The organism is Mycobacterium sp. Root265 (assembly GCF_001428895.1).
GTDB lineage: Bacteria > Actinomycetota > Actinomycetes > Mycobacteriales > Mycobacteriaceae > Mycobacterium.
Genome location: NZ_LMJA01000030.1, coordinates 247,363 through 265,718, shown reverse-complemented (window position 1 = coordinate 265,718; position 18,356 = coordinate 247,363). Strand labels below are relative to the sequence as shown.

The following is an 18,356-nucleotide window of genomic DNA, read 5'->3' as shown; positions in this document are numbered from 1 at the left end:
TCGCAGCGGTGTTCAGGCGGGGCGGGTCTGGCCGTCGCCCCACACGATCCATTTGGTGGAGGTCAGTTCGGGAAGCCCCATCGGCCCCCGGGCGTGCAGTTTCTGGGTGGAGATGCCGATCTCGGCGCCGAAGCCGAACTGCTCACCGTCGGTGAAGGCGGTCGACGCGTTCACCATCACCGCGGCCGCATCGACCTGCTCGGTGAATCGTTGCGCGGCAGCAAGTTCCGTGGTGACGATGGCCTCGGTGTGGCCGGTGCCGTATTCGTTGATGTGCTCGATGGCGCCGTCGACGCCGTCGACGAGTTGCACCGCGATGTCCATGGACAGGAATTCCGCGCGCAGCTCCTCGTCGGTGGGGTCGAGGTGCGCGGTGACCCCGGCGTCCTGCAGCGCGTTGAGCAGCCGGGGCAGCGCGGTGTCGGCGGCGGACCTGTCCACCAGCAGGGTCTCGGCGGCATTGCAGACGCTGGGCCGCCGGGTCTTGGCGTTCAGCAGGATGCGTTCGGCCACATCGAGATCGGCCGCGGCGTGCACGAAGACGTGACAGTTGCCGACGCCGGTTTCGATGGTGGGCACGGTGGCGTCGCGGACCACCGCGGCGATCAATCCGGCGCCGCCGCGCGGGATCACGACATCGACGAGTCCGCGGGCCTGGATCAGATGGGTGACACTGGACCGGTCCGCGCTGGGCAGCAGCTGCACCGCGTCGGCGGGCAGCCCCTCGGCGACCAGGGCCTCGCGCAGCGCCCACACCAGCGCCGCGTTCGAGCGTGCCGCCGACGAGCTCCCGCGCAGCAGCACCGCGTTGCCGGATTTCAGGGTGAGCCCGAAGGCGTCGACGGTGACATTGGGGCGGCCCTCGTAGACGATGCCGACCACGCCGAGGGGCACCCGCTGCTGGCGTAGCTGCAGGCCGTTGGGCAAGGTGCTGCCGCGCAGCACCTCACCCACCGGATCGGGCAGGCCGGCCACCTGGCGCAGCCCGGCGGCGATCCCGTCGATGCGTTGCGGGTTCAGGGCGAGGCGATCCAGCATCGATTCGGCGGTGCCCGCGGCACGCGCGGCATCCAGGTCCTCGGCGTTGGCGGCCAGGATGTCGTGCGCGTGGGACAGCACGGCGTCGGCGGCGGCATGCAGCGCGCGATTCTTGGCGACGGTGCTCAGGGTGACCAGCGCGCGAGCCGCGATCCGGGCGGCCGCCGCAGCATCGTGGACCTGCTGCCGCAGGTCGGTCGTGACAGGTGTCTGTACACTCATTAAGCCAGGGTATCGGGCATCCCCGGGTCCAGCCCGGTGGGGTCCCGCGAGGTCACCCCATGGGCGAGATCGAACACAGGGTTGCGATTTCTTCTTCGATCCCGGGCCTGGACGACCCTCAGTTCGATCTCGCCCATGGGACGCCGATGGTGACTACGGTGAGCGCGTGGCGCGGGTGTGTGTGGTGGGCAGCGTGAACATGGACTTCGTTTTCGCCGTGCAGGCACTGCCTGCGCCCGGCGCGACGGTGCTGGCCTCCTCGATGGCCCGGTCCCCCGGCGGCAAGGGCGGCAACCAGGCCGTCGCCGCGTCCCGCGCCGGCGCCGATGTAGTGCTGGTGGCCGCGGTCGGCGAGGACGACACCGGTGCGGCGCTGCGTGCCCATCTCGAAGCCAACAGGGTCGACGTCGGCGGTGTCATCGCACTGCCGGTGCCCAGCGGGACGGCGAGCATCGTGGTGGATGCGCACGCCGAGAACGTGATCGTGGTGGCGCCGGGTGCCAACGGACATCTCAGTCTGAGCTCGCCGCGTCTGCGCGATCTGGTCGCCGGCTGCGAGGTGCTGCTCATGCAGTTGGAGATTCCCATCGGCACCGCGCTCGCCGCGGCCCGGGTCGCCCGGGGCGCCGGCGCGGCGGTGCTGCTCAACGCCTCCCCGGTGGGCGCCGACCCGGCCGCGCTGGCGCAGCTGGCCGAGGTCACCGACGTCGTGATCGTCAACGAGGACGAGGCGCAGCGCTGGGACTGGCCGGTGCCCCACCTGGTCACCACGCTCGGTGCACGAGGAGCCGTGCACCGCAGCGCCGACGGGGAGGCCCGGGTCGCCGCCCCGGCCGTCGAGGCAGTGGACACCACCGGCGCCGGGGATGTCTTCGCCGGTGTGCTGGCCGCGGGCTGGGCCGCCGACCCCGCGCACGCGTTGCGCCGCGCGTGCGCCGCGGGCGCGCTCGCGACGCTGGTCCCGGGGGCCGGTGATTGCGCGCCCGATGACGAGGCAATCGAGGATGCACTGAACTGAATCACCAACAGTTGCCGTTATAGTCGGCTGCCATGACACCGCGACCGCCCGAGGGCGACTGGCTCGGTACCCCGTTCCTGAAATTCGAGCGGCAGGGCCCGTTCGGGGTGGTGCGCCTGGACCGGCCCGAGGCGCGCAACGCGATGACGCCTGCGATGTACTTCGGCATCCGGTACGCGATCAGTCATGTCGAGACCGATCCCGACCTGGCCGGCCTGTTGATCACCGGAACCGGCGACGTCTTCGCCCCCGGCGGCGATCTGGGAGGCGGTGACGGTTCCGATGACTGGATGACGTGGGGCTCGGCGCTGTCGATGGATGTGACGCCGTTCGAGACGCTGCGCCAATCGGTCAAGCCGGTGGTATCGGCGGTCAACGGCCTGGCCCAGGGCGGCGGCATGCAGATCGCGCTGTGCAGCGATATGGCGGTGGTCAGCGACCGCGCGACCTTCCGGGTACCCGAACTGTTCCGCGGGATCGCCGACACCTACTACAGCCAGATGCTGGCCCGGCTCATCGGCCCGGTGCGCACCCGCGACCTGATGTTCACCGGCCGCGTCCTGACCGCCGCCGAGGCCCTCGAGTGGGGTCTGGTGACCAGGGTGGTGGCCCATGACGATCTGCTCGCCGAGGCCAAAGAGGTGCTGGCACAGGTCTGCCGGACCGCCCCGGCGGCCCGTTCGGTGATCAAGTCCAGCCTGGACAACTACCTGGGTCTGTTCGACCGCATCGGCATGAAGGCCAGCTACAGCGGACCCGAGGCACGCCAAGGTTTCGTGGCCTTCAAGGAGCGCCGCTCCCCCGACTGGGTGCACCCCGACCTTCGTGTCGACGGCCGGTTGTAGGACTAACTCTCCGGAATGTTGCGCTCGATCTCGTCGAGCCAGATGCGGGCGGACATGTCCGAGGGTGCCCGCCAGTCGCCGCGCGGCGACAGCGCACCGCCGGCCGAGACCTTGGGACCGTTGGGCAGCGCCGATCGTTTGAACTGGGAGAACGAGTAGTAGCGCTGCGCGAAGACCTGCAACCAGCGCCGGATCTCCTTGAGGGAGTAGGCGGGCCGTTTGTCCAGCGGGTAGCCCAGCGGCCAGTGTCCACGTTCGGCGTCGTGCCACGCGTGCCAGGCCAGGAACGCCACCTTCGACGGACTGAATCCGAAGCGCAGCACCTGGAACAACGAGAAATCTTGCAGCACATAGGGCCCCACCTTGGCCTCGCTGCTCTGGATCTCTTCGTCCTCGCCGGTGGGCACGAGCTCCGGGGTGATTTCGGTGTCGAGCACCGACTGGAGCACCTCGTCGACCGCATCGTCGAACTGACCCGATGAGATGACCCACCGAATCAGGTGCTGGATCAACGTCTTCGGCACACCGCCGTTGACGTTGTAATGCGACATCTGGTCACCGACGCCGTAGGTGGACCAGCCCAGCGCCAGCTCGGAGAGATCGCCGGTGCCCAGCACGATGCCGCCACGCTGGTTGGCCAGCCGGAACAGGTAGTCGGTGCGCAGCCCGGCCTGCACGTTCTCGAAGGTGACGTCGTAGACCTTCTCGCCACGGCCGAACGGGTGGTCCATCTCGGTGAGCATGAGCTGTGCGGTCTCCCGGATGTCGATCTCGGCGAACGTCACCCCCAGTGCCCGGCTGAGCGCGATGGCGTTGCCTTTGGTGCGATCACCGGTCGCGAACCCCGGCATGGTGAACGCGAGAATGTCGCTGCGCGGCCGGCCTTCCCGGTCCATCGCGCGGGCGGCGACGATCAGGGCGTGGGTGGAGTCCAGTCCGCCGGAGACGCCGATCACGATCTTGGGGAAGTTCAGTGCGCGTAGCCGCTGCTCCAGGCCGGCGACCTGGATACTGTAGGCCTCGTAGCAATCCTGTTGCAGCCGAGTGGGATCCGACGGTACGAACGGGAACCGCTCCACCTGACGGCGCAGCCCGATATCACCGTCGGGCGGGTCGAGGGTGAACTCGACCGTGCGGAACGCGTCCACGGTGCCGCGGTGCGCACGGGCGTTGTCGTCGAAACTGCCCATCCGCAACCGCTCGCCGCGCAGCATCGAGACGTCGACATCGGCGACGCTGCGCCGCTCCCCCTTGGGGAAGCGTTCGGACTCGGCGAGCAGCACCCCGTTTTCGTAGATCATCGTCTGCCCGTCCCAGGACAGGTCAGTGGTCGACTCACCCTCACCGGCAGCGGCATAGACGTAGGCGGCCAGGCACCGCGAGGACGCCGAGCGGGCCAGCAGCTTGCGGTCATCGGCCCGGCCGATGGTGATCGGACTGCCGGACAGGTTGGTCAGCACCGTCGCACCGGCCAGAGCCGCCTGCGCGCTCGGCGGCACGGGCACCCACATGTCCTCGCAGACCTCGACGTGCAGCACGAAGTCCGGGAGGTCGGCGGCGGCGAACAGCAGATCGGACCCGAACGGCACATCACTGGCCCCCGCCGCTCCGCTCGCCCCGGCGTCCCCGTGGAGCCGGATCGTTCCGGTCACCCCGTCACCGGGCGCGAAGTGCCGACGCTCGTAGAACTCGCGGTAGTTCGGCAGGTAGGACTTGGGCACCACTCCGAGCACCGCACCGCGGTGAATCACCACGGCGGTGTTGTAGACCCGGTTGCGGTGCCGCAACGGTGCGCCGATGACCAGCACCGGCAGCAGATCCGCGGATGCGGCGACCACGGTGGCCAGCGCGTCTTCGACGGCGTCGAGCAGGGTGTCCTGCAGCAGGATGTCCTCGATCGAGTAGCCGCTCAGCGTCAGTTCCGGGAACACCGCCAGCCCGACGGACTCGTCATGGCATTCCCGGGCCAGCCGCAGCACCGATTCGGCGTTGGCAGCCGGATCGGCCAGGGCGGTGTGGTGTGTACAGGCGGCCACGCGGACGAAGCCGTGTCGGTAGGCGGAGTAGAAGTCCACCCGGCCATTCTGGCATTGCGCGCAACAACTCAGGTCAGGTCAGGGGCGCCGATGCCCGCCAGCTCGCAATCACCGAGGCCAGCCCATCTGCCAGCACCGGCAGCTGGGGCACCAACGTCGCACAGCTGATGAACTGCATGGCGCGGGCCGTGTCCATGAGGCGTTGCACCTGCGGATCGGTGGGCCGCAGCCCGAGCCGGACCGCGGCGGCGTCGTACTCGGCGACCGCTTCGGGGCCCAGCATCGCCAGATCCCATTCGACGGGACCGAGTGACACGTCCTCGAAATCGGAGAACTTGATGCCGCTGGTGGTGCGGATGACGTTGTGTGACGGGCCATCTCCCTGCACGGCCTGCACCGTGACACCGGGATGCCGCGCGGCGAACGCGGCCGAGTCGCAGAGCTCCGTGCGCAACGCGGCGTATTCGGCACGAGCCCGGTCGATGTCGGCGGAGCTCAACAGCTCGGACTCCTCGAGTGCGGCGAACATGCCCGGCGCCGCCTCGTTGAACGGCGCGAGGAACGGTAGCGGCGCGCGGTACCCGGAGAGCCCGGCGTGCAGTTCGGCGCTCTTGGTGATGGCCACACCGGAGTAGGGCTCGTGATCGGGTGCCACGTCGGCCAACTCCCAGAACGTCATCGGGAATCCGTCGTGGCGCACCGGGGTCCGCGGCACCAGCGGGCTGGGTGGTATGACCGGCACACCCTGGGCGTCGAGCCAGGCGACCACGTCGAGTTCACGCTGCTGACGGGCCTGCTGCAGGTCCGGCGTGTAACCCTGCGGCAGCACCACCGGCACCCGCGCCACCACGGGAGTCGGATCCAGTCGCACCACGACCGAGAACACGTCGTGCAGGACGGTCGCGGACTCGGCCTGCAGTCCGAGCGCACGACCGGCCGCCAGAGCCGCCGCCGCGGCGCGCCGGCAGCGATCGGCCAGCTGATCGGGTGAGAGCCACGCCATGGGGCCACCATGCCATGCGTCGATGGGCTGGACGCGCCTATCCTCGATGAGGTGGATGCTCCCGAATTGGTCGCGGCTCTGACCGGATGCCGGGTGGCGGTCCTCACCGGTGCGGGGATGTCCACCGATTCGGGAATCCCTGATTACCGTGGGCCCGATTCCCCGCCCAGCAATCCCATGACGATCGGCCAGTTCCGCTCCGACCCGGTGTTCCGGCAGCGCTACTGGGCGCGTAATCATCTCGGCTGGCGCCACATGGACGATACCGTTCCGAATGCCGGCCACCGCGCGCTGGCACGCATGGAGTCCGCCGGGGTGGTGACGGGGCTGATCACCCAGAATGTCGACCTGCTGCACACGAAGGCCGGCAGCACGCACGTGGTCAACCTGCACGGCACCTACGCCCAGGTCGTGTGCCTGAACTGCGGGCGCACCATGTCCCGCGAGGCACTGGCCGACGAACTGGAGGCGCTCAACCCGGGGTTCGCCGAACGTGCCGAACAGGTGGGGGGTATCGCAGTCGCCCCCGACGCGGACGCCGTGGTGGACGACACCTCCAGCTTCCGGTATCTCGACTGCCCGCGCTGCGGCGGCATGCTCAAACCCGATATCGTCTACTTCGGCGAGAGCGTGCCCAAGGAGCGTGTGCAGCAAGCTTTTTCACTGGTCGACGCCGCCGATGCCCTGCTGGTCGCGGGCTCGTCGCTGACGGTGTTCTCCGGCTACCGGTTCGTCCGGCATGCGGCCGCCGCGGGTATGCCGATCGCCATCATCAACCGCGGACCCACCCGCGGTGACGCGCTGGCCACGGTGAAGCTGGAGGCGGGCTGCTCGGAGCTGCTGACGCTGCTCGCCGGCGAGCTCGCATCCACGCCGACAGGCTAAAAAGTGCAGGGCATGGCCCGGATGGCGTGCACGAAATTGCCCTGCAGGTAGGCGGGTTCACCGGCGGCGATATCCGGCAACTGGTTCAGCAGCTCACCGAACAACGCCCGAAGCTGCGTCCGGGCCACATGCGCGCCCAGGCAGAAGTGCCGTCCGCCGCCGCCAAAACTCAGATGGGCGTTGGGTTTCCGGTTGAGGTCGAACCGTTCGGGGCGGTCGAAGACCTCGGTGTCCCAGTTGCCCGATGCGTAGAACATGACGACCTTGTCACCGGCCGCGATCTGCTGGCCGCCGAGTTCGACGTCGACGGCGGCGGTGCGCCGGAACGTCATCACCGGGCTGGCCCACCGCACGAACTCCTCGACTGCGCCGCCGATGCGGTCATCGAAATCCTCCATCAGCCAAGCCCGTTGGTCACCGAAGTCGGTGAGCGCCTTCAGCGCGTGGCTGCTGGCCTGTCGGGTGGTGTCGTTACCGGCGACCGCCAGCAACACGAAGAACGCCGACACCTCGGCGTCGGTGAGCCGATCCCCGTCGACCTCGGCGTGCACCAGCGCACTGATCAGATCGTCACCCGGGGTCTCCCGGCGATCGGCGGCCAGCGCCTGAGCGACCTGATGCAGATAGAACTGGCTGGTCAGCAGTACTTCCAGTGCATTGCGGCCGTCCAGGTAGATCGGATCGGCCCAGGACACCAACGCATCGGCAGCGTGGGCGACCTGCTGGCGCTCTGATTCCGGGATGCCCACCATGTCCGAGAGCGTGCGGATCGGAAGTTCCTTGGCGCACTGGTCGACGAAATCGACCCCGCTGCCTGCGGCCTTGAGCTCCTCGACGATCGCGCGGGCATTGGCCTTGATCGAGGTTTCGATCCGGGCCACCTGCCGCGGTGTGAACGCCGAATGCACCACCTTGCGGATCAGCGTGTGCCGCGGCGCATCCATGGCCAGAAACGACTGCGAGGCCTCCAGCAGCTCTTCGGGCACGCTGTCGAACAGCACGCCCTTCCCGGACAGGAACGTCTCGCTGTCGCGACTCACGGCCTGGATGTCGGCATGGCGCGTGACGGCCCAATAGCCGGGATCCTCGGGGTCGGGCAGGAGCGTCTCCTCGACCGGCCGGTGCCAGCTCACCGGTCGTTGCGCCCGCAGTTGAGCAAAGGACTTCTCTCGCTCAGCAGCCGTGGTCGCCCAGAACACCTTCGACGAGATGTCGATGGGGTCATAGGAGCGCCGAGCGGTTGTGATCGGTGACACAGTCATGTCTGCGACAATAAGTCTAGACAGCGTGTCTAGTCAAGATGATGCGGTGGCCGATACGCTGGGCACATGCCATCGGTGACACGGGCAACGCGCAAGTCGCAGGCCAACCGCCAGGAGCGCCGCGCACAGATCGAACGCCGGCTGCTGGACGCGACCGACCGGCTGATGACCGATGGCACCAGTTTCACCGAGCTCAGCGTCGACCGCCTCGCCACCGAGGCCGGGATATCCCGGGCCAGCTTCTACATCTACTTCGAGGACAAGGGCGATCTGCTGCGCCGGTTGGCGCGCCAGGTGTTCGGCGACCTGACCGAGGACGCCGCCCAGTGGTGGACGGTGGCCGGACGCCGCGACCCCACCGACATCCGCTCGGCCATGGCCCGCATCATCGCCAGCTACCGGCGCCACCAACCGGTGCTCATCGCACTCAACGAGATGGCCGGCTACGACGCGCAGGTCGGTGAGACCTACCGCGAACTGCTCACCGGGATCGGCGCGCAGTTCGCCGGTGTCATCGAGGCCGGCCAAGCCGACGGATCCATCCGCGCCGCGCTGCCCGCGGCCACCACGGCCAGCAGCCTGGTGTGGATGGTGGAGCGGGTATGCCAGCAGAACCTGCCGTTACAGCCCAGTTCCTATGACGCCGAACTGGCGGGCACGCTGACCGAAATCATCAGGGGTGCTTTGTATCTGGAGGGTTAGCCGATGCGGACGTGCTCAGAACCGCTCCGGGTGCCAGTAGACATCCTCGGGCGTGCCCGACAGCGCATTGTCGACGGCCTGGCGGCCCTGGACGTAGCCGTAGTCCTGGTTCGACGACTCGTACCGCCAGCCCCCGAAGCGGCCCCGGCTGTAGATGCCGTGCGCGCGTAACCGCTCGTCGGCTTCGCGCAGTAGTCGATCCCGCCCCAGCGTGGGCACCGGGTAGCCGAAGTCCAGGGTGTCGGCGAAGCGGCCGACCACCCGTGCCGGGTCGGCGCCGAGCAGCTGCAGCGAGCGTTGCACACCCTCGACCGCGTCCTGCGCCGATATCGCGTCGTCGGCGAAAACCGGTACCTCGCACAGGATGTTCCACCGGCCGGGTCCGGCGTTGGCCGGGTCGTAATTGCTCAGCATCGTCGCGCGGTACCAGGGCACCGATTCCGCCGGGCAGTACAGCCAGGTCTTGTCCGCCAGCGTCGCCGGTGGCGGACCGTCATATCCCAGGCCGACTGCGTGAACTCTGCTGGCGCGCAGGGTCTGCGCCGGCTCGGACCAGCCGATCCAGCCCAACGCGGCGGTGACCGGGGCGGTGCTGATACAGAACCGGAACGCCACCGTGCTGCCGTCGTCCAGGTGCGCCTCCCGGGCGACGGGGTCCACATCGAGCACCCGGGTCCGCAGCCGGACCGAAGCCGGTGTCATCAACCGGTCGTGCACCGCCTGCCACAGCGCTCCGGTCCCCCCGACCGGATACGGAAACGTCGACGCCGGTGGCGGCGGCCCGCCGGCCAACCCGAGCACCGGGACATTGCGCGCGGCGCTTCCGCTGCGCAGCGAGGTCCATTCGTGGTCGACGTCCTCCAGCGGCAGGGTCCACATCTTGCGGTTGTACGGCTCGAAGAACTCGTCATAGAGCCGGCTGCCGAAGTTGTTGCGGTAGTAGTCGGCAAGATGGTCGACCGGGGCGTCAGGGTCCAGATCCGTGGGCAACTCGGTGAGCTGCTGCTGAATCGGCGTGGGCACCAGGCTTTGTGGCCCGTCGCCGTACAGCCACACCCAGCCGTTGCGGGTGACGTGGTTGAGCCGGACGCCGCTGGCCTCGACGGCACGGTCGAAGTCGGCGAAGTGACTGTGCAGCACATGGCCACCCAGATCCCAGGTGAAGCCGGCGTCGTCGGTGACCGAGGCGGACATCCCGCCGAGCCGATCCCCGGCGTCCACCACGAGGTGGTCGATACCGAGTTCGGTGAGGCGGACCGCGGCGCCGATACCGGTGGTGCCGGCGCCCACTACGAGAAACGTTGGCACAGCGACAGGATCGATGTTCGGCACAGCCTCAGAAATCGACGACCTGGCGGATCGGTTCGAAACCCTCGGCGAACGGGCGCCTGCACAGAAATCCGTAATGCTCGGCCGCGCTGCGCACCCACGACGCGCTGACCTTCTCGCTGGCCTCGGCCTGCGAGACATGGCACATCAGGGCCTCGACCTTCTTGTCGAGGGAATCGGAGATGTCGATGAACGAGGTGGGGTTGAAGCTGACCGCCGACGGTCCGCCGTAGGCCATGATGGTCGACACCCAGCGCGCCGCACCCATGGTGCACCGCGAGACGACCCGGTGATCCTGGTGGCTGTCATTGGCCATATGGGTGTAGATGACGGTGGCCGAAACCTGCTCGATGGCGTCCTCGATGAGGTGCACGAGTTCGAATTCCTGCAGTGACACCCGGCAGTCCAGGAACCCTTCGCCCCACAGCAAGGTGTCCACGCCGAGTACTTCGACGGCTGCCAGCTGCTCGGAAACACGTTGGGCCGACCGGCCGGGGCCTTCCTCACCGCGGGTCACCACCAGCATCGCGACTTTGTCACCGGCCGCGACATGCTTAGCCAAGGCGCCCCCGCAGCCAAGTTCGATATCGTCGGGATGCGCCCCTACCGCGAGTACCGATCGACGTGTCATGCCCCTACTTCCCCTTTGCTGACACTTTATTGGGAGGGAGCATACCGCGATATTCGGCACCATGGCGGCATTAGCTCAAGGCATCGTCATGCAGGGGCATTGTGATCATGATCAGCGACAACGCGGGGCGAACGCAAAGTTGCAGGCAACGCCCCATTTGTCTGCGGCAAATTTGCCAACCAGAATTAGCTGGAAATCACAGGTACCTGTGAAATGCCGGATTCGGCGGTTTCAGGTCAGGTCGCGACGAGGTCGTCGGCGTGCACGGCGGGACGCCGTAATTCCGGTGGCAGTTCGCGGGTGGAGCGGCCGATCATGTCGGCCAATTCGGCCGCGTCATAGGCCACCACACCGCGGGCGACCGTCTCCCCATCCGGCCCGCGCAGTTCGACGACGTCATCGCCGTGGAATTTGCCGGATACCGCGGTGATGCCGGCGGGCAACAGCGATCGCCTGCCCCGCACGACCGCGTGCACCGCACCTTCGTCCAGTGTGAGCGCGCCGCTGGCCTCGGCCGCGTAGCGCACCCAGAACCGCCGCGCCGACATGCGTTCGGAGCGCGGAGCGAAGACCGTGCCCACCGACGCGTCGTCCAGAGCGGCCGCGGCATCGGCCGCTGCGGCCAACAGGACCGGCACCCCGGCGTCCGCGGCGAGCAGGGCCGAGGACAGCTTCGAGGCCATCCCTCCGGTGCCCAGACTGCTCCCCCGCCCGGCGATCACACCGTCGAGGTCACCGTCGGCGGCCACCTCGGGGATGAACCGGGCGGGCTTGTCGGCCGTGGCCTTGCGCGGGTCACCGTCGTAGAGACCGTCGATATCGGAGAGCAGCACCAGCGCGTCCGCGCCGACGAGGTGTGCCACCAGTGCCGAGAGCCGGTCGTTGTCACCGAAGCGGATCTCGTTGGTGGCCACCGTGTCGTTCTCGTTGACGATCGCCACCGCGTGCAGTGCCCGCAGCCGATCCAGTGTGCGCTGAGCGTTGTTGTGCTGCACCCGCATCGCGATATCATGCGCGGTCAGCAATACCTGCCCGACGGTGCGCTCGTAGCGCGCGAACGCCGCGCTCCAGGCATTGACCAGAGCCACCTGCCCGACGCTGGCGGCGGCCTGCTTGGTCGCCAGATCGCTGGGGCGCCTGCTCAATCCGAGCGGTTCGATGCCCGCCGCGATCGCGCCCGAGGACACGATGACGACATCGGAGCCGGCCTTCATCCGGCCTTCGATGGCCTCGACCAGCCCGGCCAGTCGCCCGGCGTCGAACACCCCGGACGGGGTGGTCAGTGCCGTGGTGCCGATCTTGACGACGACACTGCGTGCTGTCCGGACGGCCTCCCGGTGCAGGCTCACGACTCGTCCACGTCGGGGAGACGACGCTCCCGGCGGGCAGCCTTACGTTCGGGCGCACCGATGCGGTCGGTCTGCTCCAGGCGCAGATCGGTTCCGCGACCGGACATCTGGGTGTCGATTCCGGCCAGGGTCTGCGGCTCCCAGTCGAAGGTGACGTCGCCGATGGTGACCGCGCACCCGGGCTTGGCGCCCTGCTTGAGCAGCGCGTCCTCGACGCCGAGGCGAGCGAGGCGATCCCCGAGGTAGCCGACGGCCTCGTCGTTGTCGAATTGGGTCTGGTTGATCCAGCGCTCGGGCCGGGCGCCACGCACCACGAAACCGCCCTGGCCGTCCGGGGTCACGGTGAAACCGGTCTCGTCGATCGCGATCGGGCGGATCACGGGGCGGCGCGGAGCCACCTCGGGCTGCGCGGCACGGTAGGCGGCCACCATGTCCCACAAAGCGAAGATCAACGGCCGCAAACCATCCCGACTCACCGCCGAGATCTCCAGGACGGGCCAGCCGAACTTCTCGGCGACCTCCTCGTGGACGAAACCGGCGAGCTCGCGGGCGTCGGGAACGTCGATCTTGTTCAGCACCACCGCGCGCGGACGGTCGGCGAGATCCCCGAGCGTCGAGTCACCCTGCAGGGTCGGCTGATAGGCGGCCAACTCGGCTTCCAGGGCCTCGATATCGGAGATCGGGTCACGGCCGGGTTCCATGGTGGCGCAGTCGACGACGTGGACCAGCACCGCACACCGTTCCAGGTGACGCAGAAAATCCAGGCCGAGACCGCGGCCGGCGGAGGCGCCGGGAATCAGGCCGGGCACATCGGCGACGGTGAAGGTGTGGTCACCGGCGGACACCACGCCCAGATTGGGCACCAGGGTGGTGAACGGGTAATCCGCGATCTTGGGTTTGGCCGCCGAGATGGTGGAGACCAGCGAGGACTTGCCCGCCGACGGGAACCCGACCAGGCCGACATCGGCGACGGTCTTGAGTTCCAGGGTGAGATCGCGGGCCTGGCCCTTCTCGCCGAGCAGGGCGAACCCGGGGGCCTTGCGGGCACGTGAGGCCAGTGCCGCGTTGCCCAGACCGCCGCGGCCACCGACCACGGCTTCGAAGCGGGTGCCCGCACCGACGAGGTCGGCGATCATCCGGCCGTCTTCGCCGAGCACCACGGTGCCGTCGGGAACCCTGACCTCGAGATCGCCGCCGATGGCGCCGTCACGGTTACTGCCGGCGCCCGGCTTACCGGACGAGGCGACGATGTGCGGATGGAAATGGAAGTCCAGCAGGGTGTGCACCTGCGGGTCCACCACCAACACGATGGAGCCACCGCGGCCACCGTTGCCGCCGTCGGGTCCACCGAGGGGTTTGAACTTCTCGCGGTGCACCGAGGCACAGCCGTTGCCGCCGTTGCCGGCCTGCGCATGGATGACCACGCGATCGACGAAACGGGGCATGAGATAAGTCCTTCCGAAAAACGAAAGCTGCTGCGAGTTTCTTCAGAGAACCCGCAGCAGCTTCACGTTCGCAGAAAGTCCTCGGTTTATCAGGCTTCCGAGCGCACGAGACGGACGATGTTGACCGTCCGGCGGCCGCGCTTGGCGCCGAATTCCACGACGCCGGGCGCCGTGGCAAACAGGGTGTCGTCGCCACCGCGGCCGACGTTCACGCCCGGGTGGAAGTGGGTGCCGCGCTGACGGACCAGGATCTCGCCGGCCTTGACCACCTGGCCGCCGAAACGCTTGACGCCGAGCCGCTGGGCGGCTGAGTCGCGACCGTTGCGAGAGCTGGAAGCGCCCTTCTTATGTGCCATGTCTGTTCGCTCCCGTTCTTACTTGATTCCGGTGACCTTGAGCACCGTCAGCTGCTGACGGTGGCCCTGGCGCTTGTGATAGCCGGTCTTGTTCTTGAACTTGTGGATACGGATCTTGGGGCCCTTGGTGTGCTCCAGGATCTCGCCGGTGACGGCGACCTTGGCCAGGTCGTCGGCCGAGGTGGTGACATCGGCGCCGTTGACGACGAGAGCAACCGGCAGAGAGACCGACGAGCCGGGCTCGGACTCGATCTTCTCTACCTTGACAATGTCCCCGACGGCGACCTTGTACTGCTTGCCGCCAGTCTTGACGACTGCGTACGTGGCGTTATCGGCTGCCATCGTGGATCTACCTCTGCTTCGTTCGTCTGGGCGCGCGCAAATTTCGAACATGCACGTGCGGGTCTTGGGTGCGGGCCGAGCCAGCAGTTGCGGCTGCAAGCCCCGCGACAACTGGTCAAGGGTACGTGACCAGCGGGTAGAGGGTCAAACCGCCTGTTCGATACCGTCTATCCGGCCGGTGGACCTGCCGGTCGGGCCGCCGCCCGCCTGCGGACCCGGCCCCTAGGGGCAGCGACCGCAGGCTCGTAGGCGGCCGATTCGGCGTCCTCGGAGTCGTCATCCTCATCGGAATCGTCCTCGTCGTCATCGTCGTCCGAGTCGTCCTCGTCATCGGAGTCGTCGTCCTCGTCCGAATCGTCCTCGTCCGAGTCATCGTCGTCGTCGAGGACCTCGATCTCGTCGTCGTCCTCTTCGTCGTCGTCATCGTCGAGGTCGAGATCGTCCTCGTCGGACTCGTCATCGGAGTCGTCCGAGTCCTCGGCGGTGCCGGACTCCTCGAAGTCGGCGGTCGATTCCTCGGTGTCGTCGGTCTCTGCACCGTCAACGGTCGGCTCGTCGGATTCGATGGCGTCGTCGTCGGCGTCGGCGGGCACCTCGTCATCCGGCCCGTGATGGCCGGCCGCCATCGCCTTGAACATCGGATGCTCTCCGGCCGCGTGGGCGGGCACCTTCGCCATCTGGATGTCGTCGGCGACCTCTTCGGGCTTGGCCGCCTTCTTGCCACGCTTGCTGCGCCGGCTGTTGCCGGAGCCCGGTTCGGACTTGCGCCCACCGCCATTTCCGGACGGCGCCGACGAGTCCACCGGATCGGCGTGCAGATGGATGCCGCGGCCCGCGCAATGCGTGCAGGTCGTGGAGAACGCCTCGATCAGGCCGGTGCCGAGCTTCTTGCGGGTCAGCTGCACCAACCCGAGCGAGGTCACCTCCGACACCTGGTGGCGGGTGCGGTCGCGGGCCAGCGCTTCGGTCAGCCGGCGCAGCACCAGGTCCCGGTTGGACTCCAGCACCATGTCGATGAAGTCGATCACGATGATCCCGCCGATATCGCGCAGCCTCAGCTGGCGCACGGTCTCCTCGGCGGCTTCCAGGTTGTTCTTGGTCACCGTCTGCTCGAGGTTGCCGCCCGAGCCGGTGAACTTGCCGGTGTTGACGTCCACGACGGTCATCGCCTCGGTGCGGTCGATGACCAGGGTGCCGCCCGAGGGCAGCCACACCTTGCGGTCCATCGCCTTGGCCAGCTGTTCGTCGATGCGGTGCACCGCGAACACATCCGGGCCGTCGGGCGCGCTCGGCTCGTACTTGGTCATCCGCGGAACCAGTTCCGGCGCAACGGCATTCACGTAGTCACTGATGGTTTTCCAGGCATCGTCGCCGGACACGATCAAACCGGAGAAGTCCTCGTTGAACAGGTCGCGGATGACCTTGACCAGCACATCGGGCTCTTCGTAGAGCGCTATCGCGGCGCCGGCCTTCTTCTTGGTGACCTCGGCGGCGTTGGCCTCGATCTCTGTCCAGCGCTCCTGCAACCGGTTCACGTCCGAGCGGATGTCGTCTTCCTTGACGCCCTCGGACGCGGTGCGGATGATCACGCCGGCTCCGGCCGGGACGACCTCGCGCAGGATCTCCTTGAGGCGCTGGCGTTCGGTGTCGGGCAGCTTGCGGCTGATCCCCGTCGAGGACGCACCCGGCACGTACACCAGGTAGCGGCCGGCCAGCGAGACCTGCGTGGTGAGCCGGGCACCCTTGTGGCCGACCGGGTCCTTGCTGACCTGGACGACGACGTAGTCGCCGGGCTTGAGGGCCTGTTCGATCTTGCGCTGGGCACCACCGAGACCGGCGGCCTCCCAGTTGACCTCACCGGCGTACAGCACGCCGTTGCGGCCACGGCCGATGTCGACGAACGCCGCCTCCATCGAGGGCAGCACGTTCTGCACGATGCCGAGATAGATGTTTCCGACCAGCGAGGCCGAGGCGGCCGAGGTGACGAAGTGCTCGACCACGACGCCGTCCTCGAGGACCGCGATCTGGGTGTAGCGGGCGCCCTCGTGCGGCGGTTCGGTGCGGATCTTGTCCCGCACGATCATGGTGCGTTCGACGGCTTCGCGGCGGGCCAGGAACTCGGCCTCGCTCAGGATCGGCGGACGCCGGCGGCCGGCGTCGCGGCCATCGCGGCGACGCTGACGCTTGGCTTCCAGCCGGGTGGACCCGGAGATGCCCTGGATCTCGTCGGGGTCGCGGCCGGCCTTGGCCGCCTTCTCCCTGGGGGCACGCTCGTGCACGACGGTGTTGGGCGGATCGTCGGGTGCCACGGCCTCGTCGGAGTCGCCCGCACCCGACTTGCGGCGGCGGCGACGTCGACGGCGACGGCTGCCCGCCTCCGAGCCCGTGCCGTCCTCACCGCCGTCATCATCGGAATCGTTGTCCTCGCCCTCGGAATCCTCGCCATCGGAATCCTCGGAACCGGCCTGCTCGGCGCCATCGGTCGCGGCGTCGTCATCGGCGTCTTCGCCGTCCTCGGCGCTCTGCTCACCGCGTCCACGGCCACGGCCACGGCGGCCACGGCGACGCCGCCGGGCGGCGGGCCGTTCGGACTGGTCATCGTCGCCGGCATCGTCACCGTCAGCGCTGTCGGCTTCGTCGGTGTCGTCGTCGGCGTCATCGACGTCGTCGGGTACGGGTACCGGACGCGGCTTGAACGCCGTGACCGGCTGCGGCGCCACGAACAGCGGCAGGTACGGCGCGGGTTCAGCGGACTTCTCGGCATCCTCGTCAGCCGCCTCGGCGACCGGCGGGGCCTCCAGCAGCAGCCGGGACTCGGGCTCCTCGACGACCGGCTGCGCGGGCTCCGGCTCGGCGGCCGGCGCCTCCGCGGCGGGCGTCTCGGCCACCGGCGGCTCCGGGGCTGCGACGTCCGCCGGGGTGTCGGTGGCCGGGACCTCGACCGCGGATGCGGCGGCTTCGGCGTTGAGGACCTCGCGGACCTGTTCGGCCTGGGCCCGCTCGACCGTCGAGTGTGGGCTGCGCGCGCGACCGTCCAACTCGGCGAGTGCATCGACGATGCGCTTACTGGTGGTTCCCAGCACGCGGGCCAGAGAGTGGACTCTCAGCTTCGCGGGCAACTCTTCGCTGCTCTGGGTGTTCTCGGACAGGTCTTGGGTAGGGGCATCTTCGGCCACAAATTCTCCTCAAGCCCCCGGGCGCGTCGTAATGACGCGGCCACGCGAGGGCTTCCGCTATGGGTCCGGGGAGCTTCTCCCGAACTTGTTATGGTCTCGCCCCGAGCGGTTCGCGATGAACAAACTCGGCGCCTGGCTGAATGATGGCTGGACGCTCTGGCGCCGCACCGCTAACGCGATGGTCGCGCTCGTCGAAGTCTTCATCCGGGTGACCGACCCTGTTGTGGCGCCGGTCTCCCGGGGTAAGTATCCCACACCGCTCGCCAGAATCTGACGAAGCGGTGAGAACGTGGGGTTAAGCGCCGGTCAGTTCCGGGAACCAGAGGGCGATTTCACGGGCCGCCGACTCGGGCGAATCGGAGCCGTGAACCAGATTGTCCTGGGTGACAAGTGCCAGGTCACCACGGATGGTGCCGGGGGTCGCCTTCTCCACCGGATCGGTCCCGCCGGCGATCTGACGGAAGGCCGCGATGGCACGCGGGCCCTCGACGACCGCGGCCACCACCGGACCGGAGGTGATGAATTCGAGCAGCGAACCGAAGAACGGCTTGCCGTCGTGCTCGGCGTAATGCTGCCGGGCGAGGTCGTCGGAGACGACCTTGAGTTCGAGAGCGGCAAACGTCAGCCCCTTGCGCTCGATCCGGCCGATGATCTCACCGATCAGGTGCCGCTGTACGCCGTCAGGCTTGATCAAAACAAGGGTCCGCTCAGTCACGG

General features: G+C 68.2%; 17 protein-coding genes. 5 read left to right on the top strand and 12 right to left on the bottom strand.

The window, feature by feature from the left end; translation table 11 throughout:
* Positions 1-12: 12 nt before the first annotated feature.
* Positions 13-1,260 (bottom strand): glutamate-5-semialdehyde dehydrogenase, encoded by a 1,248-nt coding sequence (locus tag ASE48_RS23820; RefSeq protein WP_057169622.1) that lies wholly within the window; start codon positions 1,258-1,260, stop codon positions 13-15.
* Between the two features lie 166 nt (positions 1,261-1,426).
* Between ASE48_RS23820 and ASE48_RS23815 the strand changes: the two genes are divergently transcribed.
* Both ASE48_RS23815 and ASE48_RS23810 read left to right on the top strand, forming a co-directional pair.
* Positions 1,427-2,278, top strand: a complete 852-nt coding sequence (locus tag ASE48_RS23815; protein WP_200962245.1) for a ribokinase — start codon at positions 1,427-1,429, stop codon at positions 2,276-2,278.
* Positions 2,279-2,310: 32 nt separating this feature from the next.
* Positions 2,311-3,123 carry an enoyl-CoA hydratase/isomerase family protein gene (locus ASE48_RS23810; RefSeq protein ID WP_057169621.1) on the top strand — a complete coding sequence of 271 codons (813 nt, stop codon included), beginning with the start codon at positions 2,311-2,313 and terminating at the stop codon, positions 3,121-3,123.
* 2 nt (positions 3,124-3,125) lie between these two features.
* Here the strand turns inward: ASE48_RS23810 and ASE48_RS23805 are convergent, their stop codons facing one another.
* Together ASE48_RS23805 and ASE48_RS23800 are read right to left on the bottom strand one after the other, a co-directional pair.
* Positions 3,126-5,198, bottom strand: a complete 2,073-nt coding sequence (locus tag ASE48_RS23805; RefSeq protein WP_057169620.1) for an NAD(+) synthase — start codon at positions 5,196-5,198, stop codon at positions 3,126-3,128.
* A gap of 34 nt (positions 5,199-5,232) precedes the next feature.
* Complete coding sequence (locus ASE48_RS23800; RefSeq protein WP_057169619.1) at positions 5,233-6,162, bottom strand: phosphotransferase; 930 nt, start codon at positions 6,160-6,162, stop codon at positions 5,233-5,235.
* 51 nt (positions 6,163-6,213) lie between these two features.
* Here ASE48_RS23800 and ASE48_RS23795 point away from each other — a divergent pair, with 51 nt between their 5' ends.
* A complete protein-coding gene (locus tag ASE48_RS23795; RefSeq protein ID WP_057169618.1) occupies positions 6,214-7,047 on the top strand; it encodes an NAD-dependent protein deacetylase in 834 nt (277 codons plus the stop codon).
* On the opposite strand, the gene ASE48_RS23790 is transcribed toward ASE48_RS23795, so the two are convergent.
* Entirely contained in the window at positions 7,044-8,309 is a 1,266-nt protein-coding gene (locus ASE48_RS23790) for a cytochrome P450 (protein ID WP_057169617.1), read from the bottom strand. The two genes, ASE48_RS23795 and ASE48_RS23790, sit on opposite strands and share 4 nt — an antisense overlap.
* 66 nt (positions 8,310-8,375) lie before the next feature.
* Between ASE48_RS23790 and ASE48_RS23785 the strand changes: the two genes are divergently transcribed.
* On the top strand, positions 8,376-9,011 hold the full coding sequence (locus ASE48_RS23785) for a TetR/AcrR family transcriptional regulator (RefSeq protein ID WP_057169616.1): 636 nt from the start codon (positions 8,376-8,378) through the stop codon (positions 9,009-9,011).
* A 15-nt stretch (positions 9,012-9,026) separates the two neighbouring features.
* Here the strand turns inward: ASE48_RS23785 and ASE48_RS23780 are convergent, their stop codons facing one another.
* From ASE48_RS23780 to ASE48_RS23750, 7 genes are all read right to left on the bottom strand, one after another.
* Entirely contained in the window at positions 9,027-10,319 is a 1,293-nt protein-coding gene (locus ASE48_RS23780) for a protoporphyrinogen/coproporphyrinogen oxidase (RefSeq protein ID WP_057170001.1), read from the bottom strand.
* Between the two features lie 28 nt (positions 10,320-10,347).
* Entirely contained in the window at positions 10,348-10,971 is a 624-nt protein-coding gene (locus ASE48_RS23775) for a PIG-L deacetylase family protein (protein WP_057169615.1), read from the bottom strand.
* A gap of 236 nt (positions 10,972-11,207) precedes the next feature.
* Positions 11,208-12,320, bottom strand: coding sequence for a glutamate 5-kinase (proB, locus tag ASE48_RS23770; RefSeq protein WP_057169614.1), 1,113 nt, complete (start codon positions 12,318-12,320; stop codon positions 11,208-11,210).
* Complete coding sequence (gene obgE, locus ASE48_RS23765) at positions 12,317-13,765, bottom strand: GTPase ObgE (RefSeq protein WP_057169613.1); 1,449 nt, start codon at positions 13,763-13,765, stop codon at positions 12,317-12,319. The genes proB and obgE overlap by 4 nt, the downstream gene beginning before the upstream one ends.
* A gap of 89 nt (positions 13,766-13,854) precedes the next feature.
* Positions 13,855-14,121, bottom strand: a complete 267-nt coding sequence (gene rpmA, locus ASE48_RS23760; protein ID WP_019513236.1) for a 50S ribosomal protein L27 — start codon at positions 14,119-14,121, stop codon at positions 13,855-13,857.
* Between the two features lie 18 nt (positions 14,122-14,139).
* Positions 14,140-14,463: a 50S ribosomal protein L21 gene (rplU, locus tag ASE48_RS23755; protein WP_057169612.1), complete on the bottom strand. Its 324-nt coding sequence runs from the start codon at positions 14,461-14,463 to the stop codon at positions 14,140-14,142.
* Between the two features lie 167 nt (positions 14,464-14,630).
* Positions 14,631-17,639, bottom strand: a complete 3,009-nt coding sequence (locus tag ASE48_RS23750) for a translation initiation factor IF-2 N-terminal domain-containing protein (protein ID WP_057169611.1) — start codon at positions 17,637-17,639, stop codon at positions 14,631-14,633.
* 115 nt (positions 17,640-17,754) lie between these two features.
* Here ASE48_RS23750 and ASE48_RS23745 point away from each other — a divergent pair, with 115 nt between their 5' ends.
* A complete protein-coding gene (locus ASE48_RS23745; RefSeq protein WP_156409346.1) occupies positions 17,755-17,913 on the top strand; it encodes a hypothetical protein in 159 nt (52 codons plus the stop codon).
* Positions 17,914-17,934: 21 nt separating this feature from the next.
* On the opposite strand, the gene ndk is transcribed toward ASE48_RS23745, so the two are convergent.
* Positions 17,935-18,354: a nucleoside-diphosphate kinase gene (ndk, locus tag ASE48_RS23740; RefSeq protein WP_057169609.1), complete on the bottom strand. Its 420-nt coding sequence runs from the start codon at positions 18,352-18,354 to the stop codon at positions 17,935-17,937.
* Between the last annotated feature and the right edge of the window lie 2 nt (positions 18,355-18,356).

Bases quoted from the DNA above. Each gene is read 5' to 3' on its own strand.
- ASE48_RS23820 (WP_057169622.1), bottom strand. From the start codon at position 1,260: ATGAGTGTACAGACACCTGTCACGACCGACCTGCGGCAGCAGGTCCAC.
- ASE48_RS23810 (WP_057169621.1), top strand. From the start codon at position 2,311: ATGACACCGCGACCGCCCGAGGGCGACTGGCTCGGTACCCCGTTCCTG.
- ASE48_RS23800 (WP_057169619.1), bottom strand. From the start codon at position 6,162: ATGGCGTGGCTCTCACCCGATCAGCTGGCCGATCGCTGCCGGCGCGCC.
- ASE48_RS23790 (WP_057169617.1), bottom strand. From the start codon at position 8,309: ATGACTGTGTCACCGATCACAACCGCTCGGCGCTCCTATGACCCCATC.
- ASE48_RS23785 (WP_057169616.1), top strand. From the start codon at position 8,376: ATGCCATCGGTGACACGGGCAACGCGCAAGTCGCAGGCCAACCGCCAG.
- ASE48_RS23775 (WP_057169615.1), bottom strand. From the start codon at position 10,971: ATGACACGTCGATCGGTACTCGCGGTAGGGGCGCATCCCGACGATATC.
- obgE (WP_057169613.1), bottom strand. From the start codon at position 13,765: ATGCCCCGTTTCGTCGATCGCGTGGTCATCCATGCGCAGGCCGGCAAC.
- rpmA (WP_019513236.1), bottom strand. From the start codon at position 14,121: ATGGCACATAAGAAGGGCGCTTCCAGCTCTCGCAACGGTCGCGACTCA.
- rplU (WP_057169612.1), bottom strand. From the start codon at position 14,463: ATGGCAGCCGATAACGCCACGTACGCAGTCGTCAAGACTGGCGGCAAG.
- ASE48_RS23745 (WP_156409346.1), top strand. From the start codon at position 17,755: ATGAACAAACTCGGCGCCTGGCTGAATGATGGCTGGACGCTCTGGCGC.